The organism is Variovorax sp. V15 (genome assembly GCF_041154425.1).
GTDB lineage: Bacteria > Pseudomonadota > Gammaproteobacteria > Burkholderiales > Burkholderiaceae_C > Variovorax > Variovorax guangxiensis.
Window position 1 is genome coordinate 3,636,902 of record NZ_AP028659.1, and the last position, 20,788, is coordinate 3,657,689.

General features: G+C 67.4%; 23 protein-coding genes. 5 read left to right on the plus strand and 18 right to left on the minus strand.

Annotation, left to right across the window (positions count from 1 at the left end):
- Positions 1-65: 65 nt before the first annotated feature.
- The 14 genes from ACAM57_RS17150 to ACAM57_RS17215 all read right to left on the minus strand — a co-directional run bounded on the left by ACAM57_RS17150 (position 66) and on the right by ACAM57_RS17215 (position 12,018).
- A complete protein-coding gene (locus ACAM57_RS17150; protein WP_369658262.1) occupies positions 66-1,022 on the minus strand; it encodes a TauD/TfdA dioxygenase family protein in 957 nt (318 codons plus the stop codon).
- A 168-nt stretch (positions 1,023-1,190) separates the two neighbouring features.
- Positions 1,191-1,757 (minus strand): hypothetical protein, encoded by a 567-nt coding sequence (locus tag ACAM57_RS17155; protein WP_369658263.1) that lies wholly within the window; start codon positions 1,755-1,757, stop codon positions 1,191-1,193.
- Positions 1,754-2,416: an N-acetylmuramoyl-L-alanine amidase gene (locus tag ACAM57_RS17160; protein ID WP_369658264.1), complete on the minus strand. Its 663-nt coding sequence runs from the start codon at positions 2,414-2,416 to the stop codon at positions 1,754-1,756. The genes ACAM57_RS17155 and ACAM57_RS17160 overlap by 4 nt, the downstream gene beginning before the upstream one ends.
- Before the next feature lie 260 nt (positions 2,417-2,676).
- Positions 2,677-2,892, minus strand: a complete 216-nt coding sequence (locus tag ACAM57_RS17165; protein ID WP_007829250.1) for a molybdopterin-binding protein — start codon at positions 2,890-2,892, stop codon at positions 2,677-2,679.
- Between the two features lie 64 nt (positions 2,893-2,956).
- Complete coding sequence (locus tag ACAM57_RS17170) at positions 2,957-3,553, minus strand: malonic semialdehyde reductase (RefSeq protein ID WP_369658265.1); 597 nt, start codon at positions 3,551-3,553, stop codon at positions 2,957-2,959.
- 22 nt (positions 3,554-3,575) lie between these two features.
- Entirely contained in the window at positions 3,576-4,865 is a 1,290-nt protein-coding gene (locus tag ACAM57_RS17175) for an O-acetylhomoserine aminocarboxypropyltransferase/cysteine synthase family protein (protein ID WP_369658266.1), read from the minus strand.
- 145 nt (positions 4,866-5,010) lie between these two features.
- The gene (locus ACAM57_RS17180; protein ID WP_369658267.1) at positions 5,011-5,853 is read right to left on the minus strand and encodes an ATP-binding cassette domain-containing protein; all 843 of its coding nucleotides are present in this window, start codon (positions 5,851-5,853) and stop codon (positions 5,011-5,013) included.
- 7 nt (positions 5,854-5,860) lie between these two features.
- Positions 5,861-6,835 (minus strand): aliphatic sulfonate ABC transporter substrate-binding protein, encoded by a 975-nt coding sequence (locus ACAM57_RS17185; protein ID WP_369658268.1) that lies wholly within the window; start codon positions 6,833-6,835, stop codon positions 5,861-5,863.
- Positions 6,836-6,845: 10 nt separating this feature from the next.
- Complete coding sequence (ssuC, locus tag ACAM57_RS17190; protein WP_369658269.1) at positions 6,846-7,694, minus strand: aliphatic sulfonate ABC transporter permease SsuC; 849 nt, start codon at positions 7,692-7,694, stop codon at positions 6,846-6,848.
- 121 nt (positions 7,695-7,815) lie between these two features.
- Complete coding sequence (ssuD, locus tag ACAM57_RS17195; RefSeq protein ID WP_369658270.1) at positions 7,816-8,985, minus strand: FMNH2-dependent alkanesulfonate monooxygenase; 1,170 nt, start codon at positions 8,983-8,985, stop codon at positions 7,816-7,818.
- On the minus strand, positions 8,985-9,941 hold the full coding sequence (locus ACAM57_RS17200) for a sulfonate ABC transporter substrate-binding protein (protein WP_369658271.1): 957 nt from the start codon (positions 9,939-9,941) through the stop codon (positions 8,985-8,987). The genes ssuD and ACAM57_RS17200 overlap by 1 nt, the downstream gene beginning before the upstream one ends.
- A 31-nt stretch (positions 9,942-9,972) precedes the next feature.
- Positions 9,973-10,110 (minus strand): hypothetical protein, encoded by a 138-nt coding sequence (locus ACAM57_RS17205; protein WP_165909539.1) that lies wholly within the window; start codon positions 10,108-10,110, stop codon positions 9,973-9,975.
- 140 nt (positions 10,111-10,250) lie between these two features.
- Positions 10,251-10,835 (minus strand): NADPH-dependent FMN reductase, encoded by a 585-nt coding sequence (ssuE, locus tag ACAM57_RS17210; protein ID WP_126019337.1) that lies wholly within the window; start codon positions 10,833-10,835, stop codon positions 10,251-10,253.
- Between the two features lie 133 nt (positions 10,836-10,968).
- Positions 10,969-12,018, minus strand: coding sequence for a sulfate ABC transporter substrate-binding protein (locus tag ACAM57_RS17215; protein WP_184638257.1), 1,050 nt, complete (start codon positions 12,016-12,018; stop codon positions 10,969-10,971).
- Between the two features lie 165 nt (positions 12,019-12,183).
- Here ACAM57_RS17215 and ACAM57_RS17220 point away from each other — a divergent pair, with 165 nt between their 5' ends.
- Entirely contained in the window at positions 12,184-12,459 is a 276-nt protein-coding gene (locus tag ACAM57_RS17220; RefSeq protein WP_126019332.1) for an oxidative damage protection protein, read from the plus strand.
- A gap of 15 nt (positions 12,460-12,474) precedes the next feature.
- Positions 12,475-14,406 (plus strand): FAD-dependent 5-carboxymethylaminomethyl-2-thiouridine(34) oxidoreductase MnmC, encoded by a 1,932-nt coding sequence (mnmC, locus tag ACAM57_RS17225; protein ID WP_369658272.1) that lies wholly within the window; start codon positions 12,475-12,477, stop codon positions 14,404-14,406.
- 122 nt (positions 14,407-14,528) lie between these two features.
- Here mnmC and ACAM57_RS17230 read toward each other — a convergent pair whose 3' ends face one another.
- On the minus strand, positions 14,529-14,864 hold the full coding sequence (locus ACAM57_RS17230) for an antibiotic biosynthesis monooxygenase (RefSeq protein ID WP_369658273.1): 336 nt from the start codon (positions 14,862-14,864) through the stop codon (positions 14,529-14,531).
- 132 nt (positions 14,865-14,996) lie between these two features.
- Here ACAM57_RS17230 and ACAM57_RS17235 point away from each other — a divergent pair, with 132 nt between their 5' ends.
- On the plus strand, positions 14,997-15,905 hold the full coding sequence (locus tag ACAM57_RS17235; RefSeq protein ID WP_260319278.1) for a transglutaminase family protein: 909 nt from the start codon (positions 14,997-14,999) through the stop codon (positions 15,903-15,905).
- An 18-nt stretch (positions 15,906-15,923) separates the two neighbouring features.
- Here the strand turns inward: ACAM57_RS17235 and ACAM57_RS17240 are convergent, their stop codons facing one another.
- From ACAM57_RS17240 to ACAM57_RS17250, 3 genes are all read right to left on the minus strand, one after another.
- Positions 15,924-16,856: a crotonase/enoyl-CoA hydratase family protein gene (locus ACAM57_RS17240; protein ID WP_369658274.1), complete on the minus strand. Its 933-nt coding sequence runs from the start codon at positions 16,854-16,856 to the stop codon at positions 15,924-15,926.
- An 85-nt stretch (positions 16,857-16,941) separates the two neighbouring features.
- Positions 16,942-18,432 (minus strand): ATP-binding protein, encoded by a 1,491-nt coding sequence (locus ACAM57_RS17245; protein ID WP_369662449.1) that lies wholly within the window; start codon positions 18,430-18,432, stop codon positions 16,942-16,944.
- Between the two features lie 2 nt (positions 18,433-18,434).
- Entirely contained in the window at positions 18,435-19,160 is a 726-nt protein-coding gene (locus tag ACAM57_RS17250; RefSeq protein WP_369658275.1) for a response regulator transcription factor, read from the minus strand.
- Between the two features lie 99 nt (positions 19,161-19,259).
- Here ACAM57_RS17250 and ACAM57_RS17255 point away from each other — a divergent pair, with 99 nt between their 5' ends.
- Together ACAM57_RS17255 and ACAM57_RS17260 are read left to right on the plus strand one after the other, a co-directional pair.
- The gene (locus tag ACAM57_RS17255; RefSeq protein WP_369658276.1) at positions 19,260-19,904 is read left to right on the plus strand and encodes a cytochrome b/b6 domain-containing protein; all 645 of its coding nucleotides are present in this window, start codon (positions 19,260-19,262) and stop codon (positions 19,902-19,904) included.
- Positions 19,901-20,692, plus strand: a complete 792-nt coding sequence (locus ACAM57_RS17260; protein ID WP_369658277.1) for a molybdopterin-dependent oxidoreductase — start codon at positions 19,901-19,903, stop codon at positions 20,690-20,692. Before ACAM57_RS17255 ends, ACAM57_RS17260 begins: the two co-directional genes overlap by 4 nt.
- The last annotated feature ends 96 nt before the right edge of the window (positions 20,693-20,788 follow it).

A 20,788-nucleotide genomic window follows, 5' to 3' on the forward strand; every position in this document is an offset into this window, starting at 1 on the left:
AGCTCAAACAACCGAAAAGTCGATTTCTAACAACCAGCCGTTGTAAAGGATCGATTCAGGCGCGATCAGGCGACGGCTCGTGCAGCTTCGGCCGCACGCACGGCCGGGGCCGTCAGGTCCACGCTCTTCGCACCGTCCACGCCATACGGCACGTCGCCCGCGATGGTCACGCGGCGCACCACGCGGTGCTGGTCGCCGTAGTCGTTGATCGCGTAGTGCTGCGTGGCACGGTTGTCCCAGATGGCGACGTCGCCCTGGGTCCAGCGCCAGCGCACCGTGTTCTCCAGCCGGTGCACATGGCTCTGGAGCACGTTCAGCAGATGGCCGGAATCGTGCGTGGAATGCCCGGCCAGCCGCTTCACGAAGTGGCCGAGCACGAGGCTGCGTTCGCCGGTCTCGGGGTGCACGCGCACAACCGGATGCTCGGCCTCGAGCAGGCGGCGAGTGAAGACATCGCGGTAGCGCTTCGTGCCCTCCTCGTCCAGATCGGCCGGTGAGCGCGTGGCGGCGTAGTCGTAGTCGTTGCCGTGGATGGCGCGCAGCCGGTCGGCCAGCGCCTTCACATCGTCGGGCAGGCTCTCGTAGGCCGCCACCGTGTTGGCCCAGACCGTGTCGCCGCCATAGGCCGGGATCACCACCGCTCGCAGGATCGACACCTGCGGATAGGCGACCTCGAAGGTCACGTCGGTGTGCCACGAATTGGCGCGGCCGCCGTGGCGCGAGTCGAGCTCCAGCAGCCGCGTGCCGTCCCGGGAAGGCACGGTGGGATGCGGCACCAGTTCGCCCCACAAGCGTCCGAAGGCCTCCTGCTGCGCGTCGTCCAGATGCTGCTGGCCACGGAAGAAGAGGACCTTGTGCTTCAGCAGCGCGGCCTTGATGGCGCCGAACACCTCGGGCTGGAGCAAGCCCGAAAGGCGCACGCCGCGCACCTCGGCGCCGATGTGGCCGGCCTGGCGGACGACGTCGAGTTCGTGGTGATGCTCGGCTTGCGCGGGGGTTGTGGAAGAAGGAATGGCGCTCATCGGAGGTCCTTTTTTCGGGGGATCCGGAAGATTCTGCGAGGCGCCTGTTGGGGGTGGAAGGAAGGTGTTTGCAATTTCTAATGCACAGGGCAACTAAGAGGGGCGTCGATGAAGGGTTGGCAAAAGAAAACCCGCCGTGGCGGGTTTTCGGATCGATCGATACCTCACTCAGGGCTTGTCGCGCGAATCTCGAGCCCTCTTCAGCCGGGTCTGCGCTTCGCTGGCGGAGAGCTGGCCTTCTACGACCAGCTTCTTCAGCCTTCGCTCATCTGCGCGGTACAGCGCATCTTTCAGGAGAGCCATCTTGCGGTCTCGGCATGGAACACACTCATAGAAGCTCGTGGAGCCCGAAACGATCTTCATCTGCGCGTCGTACTCCGCAGTACCGATCCGTCCCGTGGGCTCGATGCCCATGGCGAGTACTTGCCCGTTCTTGAACGTCACGAGTGCCTCCCCTTCGCATCCGGTGGCGTCCACCTTTTCCGGGTCATAGCCTTTCCACGAGACTCTCCGCATATGCCGCAAGGCGTAAAGGACGTCCTCCTGCGTCAATACAACGTCATCGCAGTTCAAGAAATCCTTGTTCTCCCAGGCAATGTTTCGCTTTGATGGCTCGGTGACTTTCACCTTCCGCACGTAATCGATCGGATATCGCTTGTCCGCCGCTTGCGCCAGGAGCGCCGCAGCCATTGCGATAAGCGCGGCTGCGATTTTGAGAATGCTGATGTTGTTCATGGTGTCGTTACGGCCGGACTCCAGTTCGCGCCTTGTGCCTCCGTGATGTTCTTTCTGCTGACCACCGGATGACGAAATACTTCGGTCGATCCGATCTTTATCGACTCCGCGAGCACGCTGACGAGCCAGGAGAGCGCTTGATTCTGGGCTGCGGTAGGCTCATCGAAGATGCCGTGTTCGCCTCGAATTTTCTCGAGCGACCATTCGATCTGCTTGCCAGCTGGTTTGAACCCCGCAGGCAACCTGGCTCTACCGACTATCTCGATTCCGATTGCCTCCATGTTGCTCGGATAGCGTTCACCTGGTGGCTTGCGCATCTCGATGCGATGCATTCCCTCGGCTCCTACGCTCTTGAAATCGCCCGGGCTGCATTTCCCCGCGATCAGGCAACGCGCTTTCAACGGCCCCACATGATTCGTCCGCTGATAAATGGCCGCCGTCTGATAAATCGTCCCATCCTTGTCGATGAGAAAGTGCGCCCCGTTCGCCTTCGGCCGCTTGTAGCTGTTCAACGAAGACGCCGAAGTATCGGCGTCCGTCTGGTGCACGACGATGCCGGTGATCGCCCCGGCCCTCTTCCCTCGTTCGATCTGTGGACTGCGAGCATGTCTCACTCGCGCGTGGCTGATCATTCCATGTTCGTCAATCTCAACGAGCATGCGGTTCCTCCCTGAAGTGTCTGTTTGAATGCATTCACGAAGCCGTGATCGACGCATCGATGTGCGGATCACGACTTCGCGGCGCATGCTATGGCGACGACTTCAAGGAAGATTCAGGTCTTTGAAAGATTCGAACGATTTCCGGAATTACGCACAGTCGATGAGCTCGCAGCCTGTAAACCGCTGAAAACTCACACCCCGCAAACGAAAAAACCCGGCGCCATCACAGCGCCGGGTCGTCGCAGATGCCCGAGGGTCCGTCAGAGCTTCGCGATCGAAACCTCGGTGGACTTCACGAGGGCAACCACGTCGGAGCCCACCTTCAGCTGCAGTTCGTCGACCGAGCGCGTGGTGATGACCGAGGTGACGATGCCCCAGGCGGTTTCGACGTCGACTTCGGAGACGACATCACCGCGGATGATTTCGCGGACCTTGCCCTTGAACTGGTTGCGGACGTTGATGGCTTGGATGGACATGATGGTTTCTCTTTCAGGTTGATGAGGGAATTCGTTGAGGAAAAGCACGGCGTACTGGTGGCGCTCAGACGATCTCGGCCACGTCGTCGAACGCCAGCCTCGGCCCGCGCTCGAAGGTGCCCGCGTGGTCGGCCACGCCGAGGTTGACGAGGAAGTTCGCGCGATAGCGGCCATCGGGGAAGAAGGCCTTGTCGACCAGGTCGGCGTTGAAGCCCGACTGGGGCCCCGCATCGAGCCCGAGCGCTCGCGCGGCCAGGATCAGGTAGGCGCCCTGCAGGCTGCTGTTGCGGAAGGCCGTGGCCTGCGCGGCCTCGGCGCTCTTCTCGAAGAGCGGCTTGGCGTCGTAGGCCGGGAACTGGCTGGGCAGGTGCTCGTAGAAGCGCGTGTCCTGCGCCACGATCACCGTGACGCCTGCGGCCAGCGTCTGCGCGGTGTTTCCCGCCGACACGGCCGGCTTCAGCTTCGCCTTGGCCTCCTCGCTTCGCACGAACAGGTAGCGTGCCGGCTGGGCGTTGAAGGCGGTCGGGCCCCACTTAAGGAGGTCGTACAGCTTGTGGATGAGCTCGTCGGTCACCGGCACGGGCTTGAACGCGTGCACGGTGCGGGCCTTGCGGAACAGCTGGTCCAGCGCGGCTTCGGGAATCGATAGCAGTGTGGTCATGGCTTCAGGAGAAAGCTTTGATTCAGTTCGATGCTGCCGCCAGCGCCTGGTCGAGGTCGGCGATCAGGTCGTCGATGTGCTCGATGCCGACTGACAGGCGCACCGTGTCCTCGGTCACGCCGGCCCTGGCCAGCTCCTCGGGCGAGAGCTGCCGGTGCGTGGTCGATGCGGGGTGCGTGGCCAGCGAGCGCACGTCGCCGATGTTGACCAGGCGCGTGAAGAGCTTCAGCGCGTCGAGGAACCTGGCGCCGCCCTCGCGCCCCGAGCCGATGCCGAAGGTCAGCACGCCGCTGGCCTTGCCGCCGAGGTACTTCTTCGCCAGCGCATGGTCGGGGTGGTCTTCGAGCGCCGCGTAGTTGACCCACTTCACCGCCTTGTGGGTCTTCAGGTGCTGCGCAACGCGCAGAGCGTTGTCGCTGATGCGGTCGACGCGCAGCGCCAGCGTCTCGATGCCCTGCAGGATCAGGAAGGCGTTGAACGGCGAGATGGCCGCGCCCGTGTTGCGCAGCGGCACCACGCGCGCGCGGCCGATGTAGGCGGCCGGTCCCAGCGCGTCGGTGTAGACCACGCCGTGGTAGCTCACGTCGGGCTCGTTCAGGCGCTTGAAGCGCTGCTTGTGCTCCGCCCACGGGAACTTGCCCGAGTCGACGATGGCGCCGCCGATGCTGGTGCCGTGGCCGCCCAGGTACTTGGTGAGCGAGTGCACCACGATGTCGGCGCCGTGCTCGATGGGCCGGCTCAGGTATGGCGAGGGCACCGTGTTGTCGACGATCAGCGGCACGCCGTTGCGGTGCGCGATCTCGGCGATGGCCGCGATGTCCGTCACGTTGCCCGCCGGGTTGCCCAGCGATTCGACGAACACGGCCTTGGTTCGCTCGTCGAAGAGCTTCTCGAAGCTCGAAGGATCGCGATGGTCCGCGAAGCGCGTGGTGATGCCGAACTGCGGCAGCGTGTGGGCGAACAGGTTGTAGGTGCCGCCATACAGCGCGGTGCTGCTGACGATGTTGTCGCCGGCCTCCGCGATGGTCTGGATCGCGTAGGTCACAGCCGCCTGCCCCGAGGCCAGCGCGAGCGCGGCGATGCCCCCTTCGAGCGCCGCCACGCGCTGCTCCAGCACGTCCTGCGTCGGGTTGTTGATGCGGGTGTAGATGTTGCCCGGCACCTTCAGGTCGAACAGGTCGGCGCCGTGCTGGGCGCTGTCGAAAGCGTAGGCCACCGTCTGGTAGATGGGCGGCGCCACGGCGCGGGTGGTCGGATCGGGCGAATAGCCGGCGTGGACCGACAGGGTTTCGAATTTCCAGTTCTGCGACATGCGGAATACCTTTCAGGGTTGAAGGAAAGAACGGGCTGACGGGTTCATCCAGGAATACCGCGGAACCGGCTCTGCCGGGCCGCTGGTATTGCCCCCGGCGAGGGGGTTGGCGGCCACTCGAAGTGGGCAAGCCTGGGGGTGGACATCAAATCGCCCAGCGCAATGCGTGCGCGGGCGTGGCGAGCCAGCTGGCGTCGGTGCTCTCGGCTTCGGTCTCTCCGGACTTCTGCAGCACCCTGTCGAGGATTCGTTTTTCGATCGCGGCGAAGGCCGGGTCGCCCTGCGAGCGCGGACGGGCCAGCGCGATGTTCTCGTCGAGCGCGATGCGCCCGTCCTCGATCAGGATCACGCGGTCGGCCAGCGCAACGGCTTCCTGCACGTCGTGCGTCACCAGCAGCGCGGTGAAGCGGTGGCGCTGCCACAGGTTCTCGATGAGGCGATGCATCTCGATGCGCGTCAACGCGTCGAGCGCGCCCAGCGGTTCGTCGAGCAGCAGCAGCCGCGGGTGGTGCACCAGCGCGCGCGCCAGGGCCACGCGCTGGCGCTGGCCGCCCGACAGGCGCGCCGGCCATTCGTTCTCGCGATCGGCCAGGCCGACCTGCGCCAGCACTTCCTTGCCGCGCGCCTTGGCGTCGTTCGGCAGCCCCAGCGTCACGTTGTCGAGCACGCGGCGCCACGGCAAGAGGCGCGCCTCCTGGAACATGATGCGCGTGTCGTCGTGCAGGCCGTTCACGGCCTTGCCGTCGGTGTAGAGGCCGCCGGAGCTCGGCTCCTCCAGGCCCGCGACGAGCCGCAGCAGCGTGCTCTTGCCGCAACCGCTGCGCCCGACGATGGCGATGAACTGGCCCTGCTCGATGGTCAGGCGGGTGTTGCGCAGCACCTCGCGCGCGCCGTAGCGCTTGTGCAGGTTGCGCGCCTCCAGGCGCACGCCGCCGGCAACGGCTTGCGGCTCGGGCGGGGTCTGGATGTCTTTGAGGACGGCACTCATGATGTCTTCAGGCTCCTGACTTGAACAGCGCCACGTTGAGCGCGTCGATCTTTCTGGGAAGCAGCTTCTCGGCGAGGAACGCATCGGCGATGCGCTGCTGCTCGCCCAGCACTTCGGGCACCACCGGGCGCACCGCGTAGCTGCGGCGGGCGTTGGCCTGCTCGATGGTGGCGGCGTCGAGGCCCCACACCGGTGACAACAGCGTGGCCGCCTCCTTCGGGTTCTGCTTCACCCATCTGCCGGTCTTCTCCAGCTCGGCGTAGACCACGCGCAGCACGTCGGGCCGCGCCTTGGCGAACTTGCTGCTCGCGAGGTAGTAGCGCTGGTACGAGGCGATGCCCGCGCCGTCGGCCAGCACGCGCACCTTCGACTGGCGCTGGGCCGCGGCTAGGAACGGGTCCCACACCACCCAGGCGTCGATCGCGCCCTTCTCGAAGGCGGCGCGGCCGTCGGCGGGCGTGAGGTAGGCGGGCTCGATGTCCTTGAACGAGAGGCCGGCCTTGTCGAGCGCGGCGATCAGCAGGTAGTGCGCACCGGCCGCTTTCGCGAAGCCGATCTTCTTGCCCTTCAGGTCAGCCACTGTCTTCAGCGGCGAGTCTTCGCGCACCACGATGGCCTGCGCGGCGGGCGACGGCGCTTCCTGCGCGATGAAGGTCAGGTCGGCACCAGCCGCCTGCGCGAACACCGGTACGGTGTCGGCCACGTCGGCGCTGATGTCGAGGTTGTCGAGGTTCAGCGCCTCCAGCAGCGGCAAGCCGCTGGTGAACTCGTGCCAGCTCAGCGCGGCGTTGAGCGGTGCGAGCTGCTTCTCGAGCGTGCCCTGCGCCTTGAGCACGGCGATGAGCGTCGACGACTTCTGGTAGCCCAGGCGCACGGTGGCGGGCCGGGCGGCCACGCCCTGCGCGAGCACCGCGCCCGAGCCGAGCGCCGCGATCGTCGCGATGGCGGTGCGGCGGGAGATGGAGGCTGATGAATGCGTCATTCCCCTGCCCTCACTTCGCCTTCTTCTGGTAGCCGGGGTGCCAGCGCAGCCACCATTGCTCCAGACCGCGCGCGAACAGGTCGGCCAGCTTGCCGAGCAGCGCGTACAGCAGGATGCCCACCAGCACGATGTCGGTCTGCAGGAACTCGCGGGCGTTCATCGTGAGGTAGCCGATGCCGGCCTGCGCCGAGATCGTCTCGGCCACGATCAGGATCACCCACATCAGGCCCAGCGAGAAGCGCAGTCCCACGAGAATCGACGACAGCGCGCCCGGCAGGATCACCTCGCGGTACAGCTGCCAGCGCGACAGGCCGTAGGTGCGCCCCATCTCGATGAGCTGCGGATCGACGTTGCGGATGCCGTGGAAGGTGTTGAGGTAGATCGGGAAGAACACCGAGACCGAGATGAGGAACAGCTTGGCCGACTCGTCGATGCCGAACCACAGGATCACCAGCGGGATCAGAGCCAGCGCCGGGATGTTGCGCACCATCTGGATGGTGGAGTCGAGCAGCGTCTCGAAGAACTTCACCGAACCCGTGAGCAGCCCCAGCACCAGTCCCGCGCCGCCGCCGATGGCCAGTCCCGCGAGCGCCCGGCCCGCGCTGACCTTCACATGCGTCCACAGCTCGCCCGACACCGTGAGGTTCCACGCGGCCTTCACCACGTCGACCGGCGCCGGCAGCACGCGGGTGCTGAGCCAGCCCAGCGACGAGGCGATCTGCCAGAAGACGATGAGCCCCACCGGCACGAGCCACGGCACCAGCCGCTTCGCGACGCTGGCTGCGAAGGCCTTGAACGCGCTGCCGCCTGTCTCCTCGGCCGGCACGACCGCCGGCAGTTCCTGAACTTGTTCGGTCATCTGGTTCCCTCTTTTCGAGAAACACCGCGGAACCGGCTTTGCCGGGCCGCTGGTGTTGCCCCCTGCAAGGGGGTTGGCGAAGCGACACGAAGTGCGCGAAGACTGGGGGTGTGTGTCATTTCTAACTTTGGGAGACGAGGCGCGAAGGCGCATCGAGATTGGCGACGACTTCGCCGAACGGGCCGCTCAGCGAGCCGCCCGCCAGCCGTGTCTTCGCCTTGCGCGACAGCAGCGGGAACACCAGCTCGGCGAAGCGGTAGGCCTCTTCGAGATGCGGGTAGCCCGACAGGATGAACTTGTCCAGGCCCAGCGCCGCGTATTCCTCGATGCGCGCCGCAACCGTCTTCGCATCGCCCACCAGCGCCGTGCCGGCACCGCCGCGCACCAGGCCCACGCCGGCCCACAGGTTGGGCGCGATTTCCAGCTCGGCGCGGGTGCGCTTGGCGCCGCCCGCGTGCAGCGCGGCCATGCGGCGTTGTCCTTCCGAATCCATGCGCGCGAAGGCGGCCTGCGCGCGGATCACGGTCTCGTCGTCCACGCGGCTGATGAGTTCCTCGGCGGCCTTCCAGGCGGCGTCTTCCGTCTCGCGCACGATCACATGCAGGCGGATGCCGAACTCGACTCGCCGGCCCTTGCGCTCGGCGCGCGCCCGCACGTCGGCGATCTTCTTCGCGACTTCGGCGGGCGGCTCGCCCCAGGTGAGGTAGGCATCGACCTGCTCCGCCGCCAGCTCGTGCGCGGGCGCGGAGGAGCCGCCGAACCACACGGGCGGATACGGTTTCTGCACCGGCGGGTAGAGCAGCTTCGCGCCCTTCACGCTCAGGTGCTTGCCCTCGTAGTCGAAGGCCTGCCCGTCGTGGCTGCGCGCGATGATCTCGCGCCAGATGCGGATGAACTCGGCCGACTGCTCATAGCGCGAGGCATGGTCCAGGTACACGCCATCGCCTTCGAGCTCGGCCTGGTCGCCGCCCGTAACGAGGTTGACGAGCAGGCGCCCGCCCGAGAGCCTGTCGAAGGTCGCTGCCATGCGCGCGGCCAGGCTGGGCTGGTGCAGCCCGGGGCGCACCGCCACCAGGAACTTGAGCTTCTTCGTCGCGCCGATCAGGCTGGAGGCGATGACCCACGGGTCTTCGCAGGAGCGGCCCGTCGGAATCAGCACGCCCTCGTAGCCGAGGTTGTCGGCCGCGCCGGCGATCTGCTGCAGGTAGGCCAGGTCGATCGGGCGCGCGCCCTCGCTGGTGCCGAGGTAGCGGGCGTCGCCGTGCGTGGGGAGGAACCAGAAGATCTGCATCACGCGACTCCCGCACCGGCTGCTTCGAGCACGTTGATCTTTTTCGGGATCAGCTTCAGCTCGAAGAAGGTGTCGGCGATCTTCTGCTGCTCTGCCAGGATGCCCTTGGTGATGGGCGTGGTGCCGTACGCCGAACGGTTCACAGACAGTTCGGCCACCGGCTTGGGCAGGCCCCAGAGCGTGGCCAGCTCGCCGGCCAGTTCGCCCTTGTTGGCGGCCCCCCAGACGTCGACCTTGTTCAGCTCCTCGATCGCGATGGCGAGCACGTCGGCGTTCTTCGCCACGTAATCGAGCGAGGAGAAGTAGTAGGCGCGGTTGCCGACCACGCCGGTGGCGTCGGCCAGCACGCGTGCTTCGAGCGACTTCTCGGCGGCGGCCAGGAACGGGTCCCAGATCACCCAGGCATCGACCGAGCCCTTCTCGAAGGCCGCGCGCGCGTCGGCGGGCGGCAGGTAGACCAGGTTAAGGTCGGCGTAGGAGAGGCCGTGCTTCTCGAACAGCTTGACGATGAAGTAGTGGACGTTCGAACCCTTGTTGAGCGCGATCTTCTTGCCCTTCAGTTCGGTCACCGTCTTGATGGCCGAGCCCTTGGGCACCAGCACCGCTTCGGACTGCGGACGCTGCACGGTCGCGCCCACGTAGGCCAGCGGCGCGCCGGCGGCCTGCGCGAAGATCGGCGGCGCCTCGCCCACGTCGCCGAAGTCGATGGAGCCGACGTTCAGCGCCTCGAGCTGCACGGGGCCGGCGGTGAACTCGGTCCACTTCACGCTCACGCCCAGCGGCGCGAGGCGCTTCTCGAGCGTGCCGCGGCCCTTGAGCAGCGTGAGGTATCCCTTCTGGTGGCCGATGCGGAACTGGCGCGCCGGCGACTGCGCCAGCGCGCCGAACGAAGGCAGCGCGATGGCGGCGGCAACGCCCTGCAGCAGGCGGCGGCGGGGTGCGGAGATCAGTGTCATGAGAAGGCTTTCGACTGTGTTGGCCGCGCGCTCAGGCAGCGGCGATGAAGCTCACGATCAGCGCGACGGCGCTGACGACGATCACGCTCGCGGCCAGGTCGCCCAGCGCATGCCAGAGGGAGCGCGGGGTCGTGTCGAGCACGGAGTCTTCGGTGGCAACGGGAGTCATGCGTGGGTTCCTTGGTGTTGCGAAACGAAAGGCAAAGGCTGTCCCGCACCGCGCACAGGCGGTGTTCAAAAAGGGAAGCGGGATGACCGGAGGAAGAGTTCCGGAAAAGCCGGGCTCGCGCTGGCGCGCGGCCCGTGCTTTCAGACGCTACATCGCACGCGCGAGAACGGCACCGGCTCGAAGCCGTGCGTCGCCGGCAGCTTCAGGCCCTCGGTGGCCAGTACCTCGACGGCCTCGTTGAGTCGTTCGGCCAGGTCGTTGTGCACCTGGTAGGCGTTCTCGGGCGTCAGCGCGATCTGCGATTCGCTGGCGTATACGCCCGGAAGAATGTGGCGCGCAGACAGCGACTGCAGCACGGGCCGCAGCGCGTAGTCGAGCGCGAGCATGTGGTGCGGGCTCCCGCCGGTGGCCAGCGGCAGCACCGTCTTGCCCTTGAGCGCGTTCTGCGAAAGCAGGTCGAGAAAAACCTTGAGCAGGCCGCTGTAGGCCGCCTTGTAGACCGGCGTGGCCACCACGATCACGCGGGCCGCCGCCACCTGGGCGATGGCGCGCTCGATGGCCGGATGGTTCCACTCGGCCAGGAGCAGCGCCTGCGCCGGCAGTTCGCGAACGGCGAGCCGCTCGATCCGCGCATGGCGCCGGGCCAGCCGCTCGCCCACCGCATCGAGCAAGGCGGTGGAACGGGACGGGGCCGTCGGGCTACCGGCAATCAGGAGAACGGACACGGAAAACCTCAGTTCGATGAAAAAAAGCGCGAATTCGCGGGGGCCGCCGCGCACGGCCGCCCGAAGCGGCCGGCCCGCACCCCGGCAGGGGAGTGGGCGAAGCGACACGAAGTGCGCGCAGCCTGGGGGGGGGTTACTTTTGTTTCGCTGTGTAGATCTGGTCGAAGGAGCCGCCGTCGGCGAAGTGCTCCTTGTCGGCCTTCGCCCAGCCGCCGAAGGCCTGGTCGATGGTCACCAGCGTGAGCTTGGGGAACTGCTTGTCGTATTTGGCCTTGGCCTTCTCGGAGGTCGGGCGGTAGAAGTTGCGGCCCGCGATGTCCTGGCCTTCGTCGGAGTACAGGTACTTCAGGTACTCCTCGGCGACGGCACGCGTGCCCTTCTTGTCGACGACCTTGTCGACCACCGACACGCTGGGCTCGGCCAGGATGGAGATCGACGGCACGACGATCTCGAACTTCTCGGGGCCGAATTCCTTCAGCGCCAGGAAGGCTTCGTTCTCCCAGGCCAGCAGCACGTCGCCCACGCCGCGCTGCACGAAGGTGATGGTCGCGCCGCGCGCGCCGGTGTCGAGCACGGGCACGTTCTTGAACAGGTTGCCGATGTATTCCTTGGCCTTCGCGTCGCCGCCGTACTTGCGCTTGGCGAATTCCCACGCAGCCAGGTAGTTCCAGCGGGCGCCGCCCGAGGTCTTGGGGTTCGGGGTGATCACCTGCACGCCGGGCTTGACCAGGTCGTCCCAGTCCTTCAGGCCCTTGGGGTTGCCCTTCTTCACCAGGAACACGATGGTCGAGGTGTAGGGCGCGGAGTTGTGCGGCAGGCGCTTCTGCCAGTCGGCCTTGACCAGGCCGCCGTGCGAAACCAGCGCGTCGATGTCGCCGCCGAGCGCCAGCGTGGCCACGTCGGCGTCGATGCCGTCGATGATCGAGCGGGCCTGCTTGCCCGAGCCGCCGTGCGACTGCTTGACCGTCACGTCCTGGCCGGTCTTGGCCTTCCAGTACTTGGCGAAGGCCTGGTTGTAGTCCACGTAGAGCTCGCGTGTCGGGTCGTACGACACGTTCAGCAGCGTCACGGGGCCCTTGGCCGCCGCGGCGCCCTGCGCGAACGTCGGCAACGCCGACAGGGCCATGGCACCGGCCACGCCGGCACCCAGGGAAAGCTTGATAAAGTCGCGGCGAAGGCTCATGGTGTCTTGCTCTGAAAAGGCATATCGATGAAGCTGCGTATTCTCAATACGACATATAGAAACTGGAACGACCAAGTTTTCAGTTCTAAATAGCCAAATCAACTAAGCAGCCCTTTCCCGCTTTTTCCCCGTATCCCCACTTTTCCCGTTCAAAAGGCAACAGAAATGGCACGCATGGTTCAGTGCATCAAGCTCGGCAAAGAAGCCGAAGGTCTCGACTTCCCGCCCTACCCCGGCGAGTTGGGCAAGCGGATCTGGGAAAGCGTCAGCAAGGAAGCCTGGGCTGCCTGGCTGAAGCAGCAGACCATGCTGGTCAACGAAAACCGCCTGAACCTTGCCGATCTGCGCGCCCGCCAGTACCTGGCGCGGCAGATGGAAAAGCACTTCTTCGGCGAAGGCGCCGACGTGGCCCAGGGCTACGTTCCCCCATCGGCCCCCTGACGGTCACCCCTGCGATTGCCGCCCCCCTCTTCTTCGGGAAACACCGCAGAACCGACTTCGTCGGGCTGCAGGTGCTGCCCCCTCGAAGGGGGTGGGCGAAGCGACACGAAGTGCGCGAAGCCTGGGGGTGAGCCTGTTACCTGGCGCGCCGACGGCGTTCCTCGGAGCGAGCGCTTCGACGACATCTATCACACCGAAACCGGCGCACTGGCTCAGTCGCGCCATGTTTTCCTCGGCGGCTGCAGCCTGCCCGAGGCCTGGGGCGGACAACCCCAATGGCGGATTCTCGAAACCGGCTTCGGCCTGGGCCTCAATTTCCTGACAACCTGGCAGGCGTGGCGCGCCGATCCGGCACGGCCTCGGCTGCTGCACTTCGTCTCGGTCGAGGCCCATCCGGTCTCGGCCGGCGATCTGGTGCGCGCGGCCGGGGCGTACCCCGAACTCGCACCCCTGGCTGGTGAACTGGCCGCGCAGTGGAATGGCCTGCTGCCCGGCTTCCACCGGCTGGCCTTCGACGAGGGCCGCGTGCTGCTCACGCTGTGCGTCGGCGACGTGCAGCCCATGTTGCGCGCCCAGCGCTTCGAGGCCGACAGCATCTTCCTGGACGGCTTCAGCCCGCAACAGAACCCGGAAATGTGGTCCGCAGACACGCTCAAGGCCGTGTCGCGCTTCGCCCGCCAGGGCACACGCATCGCCACCTGGACCATCGCGCGGGCGATCCGCGATGCGCTCGCGCAGCAAGGCTTCGCCGTCGAGAAGCGACCCGGCCTGCCGCCCAAGCGCGACTGCCTGCGCGGCACCTTCGCCCCCGCCTGGACCGTGCGCCGCCGCGAACCAGCGCCGGAGCGCGTCGAGGCGCCGGGCCGCTGTGCCGTCATCGGCGCGGGCCTCGCGGGTGCAGCCGTGGCGGCCAGCCTGGCACGGCGCGGCTGGCAGGTGACGGTGTTCGACGCGGCCGACTGGCCCGCATCCGGCGCCTCGGGGCTGCCGGTGGGCATGCTCGCGCCGCATGTATCGCCCGACGACGCGCTGCTCTCGCGGCTCACGCGCGCCGGCATCCGTGCGACCTGGATCGAACTGACACGGCTGCTCGAAGAAGGCCGGGACTGGCGCGCCAGCGGCGTGCTGGAGCGCCGGCCCGATGGCGATGTCCGCGTGCCCGCCGGCTGGAGCAGCCAGGGGCCGAACGAATCGTGGCCTGCCGATGGCGACGAGCTGTCGGCGGCCGGCCTGCCCGCCGGCACTCCCGCGATCTGGCATGCGCGGGCGGCCTGGGTGAAGCCGCAGCGGCTGGTCGCAGCCTGGCTGCGCCAACCGGGCATCGAGTTCCGCGGCGGTTGCCGGGTGGAACGGCTGGAGCGCCATGCAGACGGCTGGCAACTGTTCGACGCGGCGGGCGAGCTGCTGACCGAAGCAGATCGCGTCGTCATCTGCGCCGGCTTCGAATCGGGCCGCTTCGCTCCCGCGCTCCCCTTGCAGCCGGTGCGCGGGCAGGTCGCCTGGGGCCCGATGCCCGACGACAGCGCCCTGCTACCCACGACGCCAGTCAACGGCGACGGCCATCTGGTCGCTCACGTCCCAGGCGAACACGGCGAGGCCCCGATGTGGCTGGCCGGTGCCACCTTCGATCGCGACAGCACCAGCCTCGACCCCACCGAGGCGGACAGCAACGCAAACCGCGAGCGCCTCGAGCGTCTGCACCCGGACGCCGCCAGGGCGTTGGCCGGCGGCGAGAGCCACACATGGGTCGGCGTTCGATGCGCTTCGGGCGACCGGCGCCCTCTTGCAGGCCCGGTCGATGCCGGCCTCTGGACCTGCACAGCCCTGGGCTCGCGCGGCCTGAGCTTCGCGGCCCTGTGCGCCGAGCTGCTCGCCGCGCAGTGGCATGCCGAACCGCTGCCCCTGCCCGCCACGCTGGCCAAGGCGCTCGGCACTCAGCGGCTCTGAGAATCAGCCCGTCGCCGGGGTCACGCCCAGCAGGCCACCATGGCGCCCGGGAAGATGCCGATCGCCGGCCCGCCGAGAACCTGCAAAGGGCCGAAGGCTTCGGGCATCGGTTGCCTGCCTGGCTACCCGGCGCTGTGCACCGAGGGCGCCAGCATGTGGTCGATGCGGCTGTCCCCGTAGGTGCGCAGCACTTCGGAGATCACCACCTTGTAGCCGTCGAGCCAGTTCGCCTGCGCGGCCTTGGCCTGCTGGTGCGCGGGGTGGCTGATCAGCGCCTGCAGGCTGTCGAGCGAATCCCAGTAGTAGACGTTCGACACGAGCCCGTTGCCGGGGTTTTCCCACGTCTCCTCGCCCAGGTAGCCGGGCAGCGACCTGGCGGCTGCGGCGATGGTCTGGTCGAGGCGATGGAACTCGTCGTCGAACTGCTTCTTGGCGAAGATGAAGGTGGCGCAGTACATGGCGGGCCGGAATCTCCTGGGTGGCGCAACGGATGTGCGAGCCGGACGGTCGAATGGACGGGCGCCGATTCTGCGGCATCGACGCACGTGCGTTCCACACTTTTGCCGCGCGAAGGCACGAGAATGCGGCGCATGGCCACCCAGTACGACATCAGGCACACCACCGTCTACCGCTACAACCAGCCGGTCAGCTTCGGCCTGCACCGGGTGATGTTCCGCCCGCGCGACAGCCACGACCTGCGCGTGCTGGCCACCGACCTGCAGGTGAGCCCGGAAGCGAACACGCGGCTCATCCAGGACCCGTACTCCAACTCCGTCGCGCTGGTGCAGCCGCTGGGCGAAGCCACCGAGTTGCGCATCGTGTGCTCCTTCACCATCGAGCACGTGCCGCCGTCGCAGCGCGACCTGTTCACGCTCGATCCGTCCGCGGAATTCCTGCCCTTCGCCTACTCGGTGCAGGAGCGGCTCGACCTGGAGCACTACCTGCGCCCGCACCACGACGACGACGAGCAAGGTACGCTGATCCGCTGGGCCCACCAGTTCCTGCAGGCCGACAAGCCCAACAGCACGCGCGAGGTGCTCACGCGCATGAACGCGCACATCGGCCGGAGCTTCGAATACAAGGCGCGCGACGAGGAAGGCACCCAGACGCCGCTGGAAACGCTGGCGCTGGGCAGCGGCAGCTGCCGCGACTACGCGCTGCTGATGATGGAAGCCACGCGCCGCCTGGGTATCGCGACCCGCTTCGTCTCGGGCTACCTCTACGACGCGGCACTCGACACCGCCGCGCGGGCGCAGGGCGAGCCCGACTCGATGACCGGCGCCGGCACCACGCACGCCTGGCTGCAGGCCTACCTGCCGGGCGTGGGCTGGCTCGCCTTCGACCCCACCAACAACCTCATGGGCAGCGGCCAGCTGATCCGTGTCGGCGTGGCACGCGACCCTTCGCTGGCGGCGCCGATCTCGGGCAGCTGGTTCGGCGACCCCGAGGCCTACGACGGACTCGAGGCCACGGTGGTCGTCACGCGCCGCGAAGGCTGAGCGCCGCGGCAGCGGTGCTCAACCGCGCGCCGCCAGCTTCGCTTCAAGTTCGGCGATGCGCGCCCTCGCCTCGTCGCCTTCCGGAATCGGCCGGCCGCTGTCGCGCCACTGCACCGCGCTCTTGAAGCCTTCGGCCTCCGCCTGCCGCCTGAACCACATGCCCTCGGGGTTGTGGCGCGTGATGCCGTCGAACACAGTGGCGAACATCTGGCTCTGTTCCAGCCCCATCGAATGCCAGACCTGGTTGACGACCAGCTTGTGCATCATGAGATGCGAGCTCGGCACGCCCGCGATGCGCTGCGCGAGCTGCATCGTGGCCTCCTCGAGCCGCTCGGCCGGCACCGAGAGATTGGCCAGCCCCCATTCGGCTGCCTGCGTGCCGGTGATGGTGTCGCCGGTGAACATGAGCTGCTTGGCGCGCATGGCGCCGAGGCGGTAGGTCCACATCGCGGTGGTCGGGCAGCCCCACACGCGCGTGGGCATGTAGCCGATGCGCGCATCGTCGGCCATGGTCAGCAGGTCGCAGCACAGCGCGATGTCGCTGCCGCCGGCCACCGCGTAGCCATGCACCTTGGCGATGGTGGGCTTGCGGCTGCGCCACAGGGCCATGAAGTCGTCGGTGTTGCGCTTCATGGCGGCGTAGTCGAGCATCGGGTCCCAGGGCGTCTTCTCCTGCCGGCAGGGGTGGTCGCCCTGCTCACCTTCGCCCTGGCGGCCATGGCCTTCGGCGTAGTCGCCGAGGTCGTAGCCGGCGCAGAAGGCACGGCCCGCGCCCTCGACCACGATCACGTGCACCTCTTCGTCGGCCTCGGCCCATTCGACCGCGCGGCGTATCTCGGCGGGCGTGGTCTCACCGATGGCGTTGAGCTTGTCGGGCCGGTTGAGCACGAGGCGCGCGATGCGCGGGTGCTGCGGGTCCTTGTCGATCAGGACGGTTTCGAAGGCTGGCATGACGGGCTGTCTCCTTGTGTTGAGGGGCGGTCGCGCTGCTTTTTTAGCATCGACCGCCTCGCACGCCCAGACCCGGAAAGAGCCTTCAGCCCGCTGTTGCCCCACCCAGCTGGAAGCGGAACACCGCGCCCTTGTCGGCCTGCTGCACCAGCCGTATGTCGCTGCCGTGCAGCTGCAGGATGCGCTTGACAATCACCAGCCCCAGCCCGCCGCTGCTCGCCGTGCCGTCGGCGCGCGAGCCGCTCATGAACACCGGGCGCGTGAAGATCGCCTTCTGCAGCTCGCCCGGAATGCCCGGCCCCGTGTCGCTCACCTGCACCGTCACGCCGCCGTTCTCGGCGCGCAGCTGCACCGCGATCTCTCCGCCCTCGGGCGTATGGCGGATGGCGTTGTCCAGCAGGTTGGTCAGCACGCGCTCGATCATGCCGAGGTCGGCCGACACCACCGGCAGGCCCGGCGCGATGTCGGGCTTCAGGCGCTGGTGCCTTGCTTCTGCCGCCAGTTCGAACTTCTGGAACACGTCCTGCACCAGGTCGGCCAGCGCGAAGCTTTCCTTCTCGGGCTTGACCACGCCGTATTCGAGCCGCGCCAGTTCGAAGGCCTCCTGCGCCAGCCGGCCGACCTTGCGGCTCTGGCCGAGGGCGATTTCCAGATAGCGCCGCCGCTCCGCCTCGTCGAGCGTGCCGGCCTTGAGCAGCAGCGTTTCGAGGTAGCCATGCAGCGAGGTGAGCGGCGTGCGCAGGTCGTGCGAGATGTTGGCGAAGAGCTCGCGGCGCTGCTGGTCCTGCAAGGTCAGCTCGCGCCATTGCTCGGCAATGCGCCGCGTCATCTGCGCGAAGGCGTGGCCCAGCTGGGCGATCTCGTCGCTGCCGCTCGAAAGCCGCTCCAGCGTGGGCGCCTCGCCTTCGAGCGACGCGATGCCTTCGGTCTCGAAGCGCTTCACCGCCGCCGTGAGTTCGCGCAGCGGCCGCGTGATGAGCCGGAACGCGGCCAGCCCCGCCAGCAGCCCGAGCAGCGCCACCAGCCCCATCGCCCACAGCGTGGTGCGCAGCACGTTGTCGGCCGCCACGTTGGCGACCAGCGCGTCATGATCCTCGCCCTGCAGCACCACGTAGACATAGCCCGCGTCGCGCCCGCCCATCTGCAGCGGCGCGGCGCTGAACACCTTGGCGCCGTTCGGGCTGCGCGGATCGTCCCCCGCGATGGGCAGCGGTGCGCCCGAGAGCAGCTTGCGGACCGGCCCCAGGTCGACCCTGTCGCGCTTCAGGTGCCCCGGCGGCGCGGCCTGCGCCTCGATGCGGCCGTCCAGCCCGAGCAAATAGACCTCCACGCTCGGGTTGACGGCCATCAGCTTGTCGAACAGGTCCTTCACCGCCGCCTGGTCGAGCCCTCCGGGCTTCATGAGTTCGGAGTTTTCGGCGATGTGCGCCGCCAGCCCGAGCGAGAGGCGCTGCACCACTTCCTGCTCGTGCATGCCGTTGGAGCGAACCTGCAGCCACACCGACGCGCCGCAGCACACCAGCAGCAGCACCGCGAACACGGCCGAGAGCCGCCGCGAGAGCGTGGCCCAGGCCATCGTCATGCGGCCTCCTCCGCGCTGCCGGTGGCCGAGAGCTTGTAGCCGCGCCCCCACACGGTGAGGATGCGCTTCGGCTGCGCGGGGTCGGCCTCCACCTTGGTGCGAAGCCGGTTGATGTGGGTGTTGACGGTGTGCTCGTAGCCGTCGTGCTGGTAGCCCCAGACCTGGTTGAGCAGGTCGAGCCGCGAGAACACCTTGCCAGGGTTGCGCGCGAAGAAGTACAGCAGGTCGAACTCGCGCGGCGTGAGCTCCACCGGCTTGCCGTCCACCCGCACCTCTCGCGCCAGCGGCTCGATGTCGAGGTTGCCCAGCGTGAGGCTGCCCGAGTCCATGCGTGCGTTGCGCGCCATCGCGTCAGTGCGCCGCAGCAGCGCCTTCACGCGCGCAACCAGCTCCAGCACCGAGAAGGGCTTGGCCAGGTAGTCGTCGGCCCCCAGTTCCAGGCCGAGGATGCGGTGCACCTCGCTCGAGCGGGCGCTGATGATGATGATCGGCGTGTATCGCGCCATCGCGCGGGCGCGGCGGCAGATTTCGAGGCCGTCGATGCCGGGCAGCATCAGGTCGAGCACCAGCGCGTCCCAGTTGCCCCGCTCCAGCTCGCGCAGGCCGGCGTGGCCGTCGGCGGCGTGCTCGATGGCGTAGCCCTCGTCGCGCAGGTGCATGCGCAGCAGTTCGGCAATGTGGGCGTCGTCCTCGACGATCAGCACGCGCTTGGGAGTGTCCATGGTGGCGCCATTGTCCCGCCATCCGGCCGGCGGAGTTATCACGATTAATTGAACTTTGCGTGATGAATCGGCCATGGGGTGCGCCGAACAATCCGCCCCATGAACAGCACGACAGCCACCGCCCCCATCCCCGCCACGGCCGAGGCGGGGCCGGTACATCCGCTGTGGATGCGCATCTCGCACTGGCTCAACGCGCTGGCCGTGGGGATCCTGGTGACCAGCGGCTGGCGCATCTACGACGCCTCGCCTTTCTTCCCCTTCACCATCCCGACCGTGGTCACGCTCGGCGGCTGGCTCGGCGGCGCCCTGCAATGGCACTTTGCGGCGATGTGGCTGCTGGTGGCCAACGGCCTGTTCTACCTGTTCATGAACATCGCCACCGGCAGGCTGGCCACGAAGTTCTTTCCGCTGACGCCGCGCGGCGTGCTGCACGACGCACTGGCCGCGCTCAAGGGCAGGCTCTCGCACGCCGACCCGCGCCACTACAACAGCGTGCAGAAGCTGGCCTACCTGTTCGTGATGCTCGACCTGATCGTGATCGTGCTCTCGGGCCTGGTGCTGTGGAAGTCGGTGCAGTTCCCGGTGCTGCGCGAGCTGATGGGCGGCTACGAGTCGGCGCGCCGCGTGCACTTCTTCGGCATGGCCGCGATCGTCGCCTTCGTCGTTGTGCACCTCGTGATGGTGGCCCTGGTGCCCCGCACGCTCCTCACCATGATCCGCGGCGGCAAGCCCGAAGCCCGATGAAAATCTTCAAAGCCCCCACCCTGAGCGGCATCGACGGCGACGCCGTGCTGCGCGAAGCCCGCACGCTGATCTCGAAGAAGCTCGACGAGCCCTCGCGCCGCGTCTTCCTGCGGCGCTCGCTGACCCTCGGCGGCCTTTCGCTGCTCACCGGCTGCAGCATCAGCGACAACGCGCAGGTGGAGGCCGCGCTCACGAAGATCTCCCGCTTCAACGACAAGGTGCAGGGCCTGATCTTCAGCCCCACGCAGCTCGCGCCGACCTACACGGAGGCCGAGATCACCCGCCCCTTCCCCTTCAACGCCTACTACGGCGAGGACGAGGTGCGCGAAGTCGACGAGGCCAGCTACAGGCTGGAAGTGACCGGCATGGTCGCCGACAGGCACGCCTGGACGCTGGCCGAACTGCGCGCCATGCCGCAGCAGGAGCAGATCACGCGGCATATCTGCGTGGAGGGCTGGAGCGCCATCGGCCGATGGGGCGGCGTGCGCTTCGCCGACTTCCTGCGCCACATCGGCGCCGACCTCACGGCCAAGTACGTCGGCTTCAAGTGCGCCGACGACTACTACACCAGCATCGACATGCCCACCGCCCTGCATCCGCAGACGCTGCTCGCGCTGAGCTACGACGGGCAGCCGCTGCCGCCGAAGTACGGCTTTCCGATGAAGCTGCGCATGCCGACCAAGCTTGGCTACAAGAACCCGAAGCACATCAAGGCGATGTTCGTCACCAACACCTATTCCGGTGGCTACTGGGAAGACCAGGGCTACAACTGGTTCGGAGGGAGCTGAGGGGCCGACAGCCACTCGACTGCCGAAGAAAGCGAAAGGCGGAGTTCCACCAGGACCGAGCCGACATTGAAGACCCAACCTCAACTCACTCAGGAA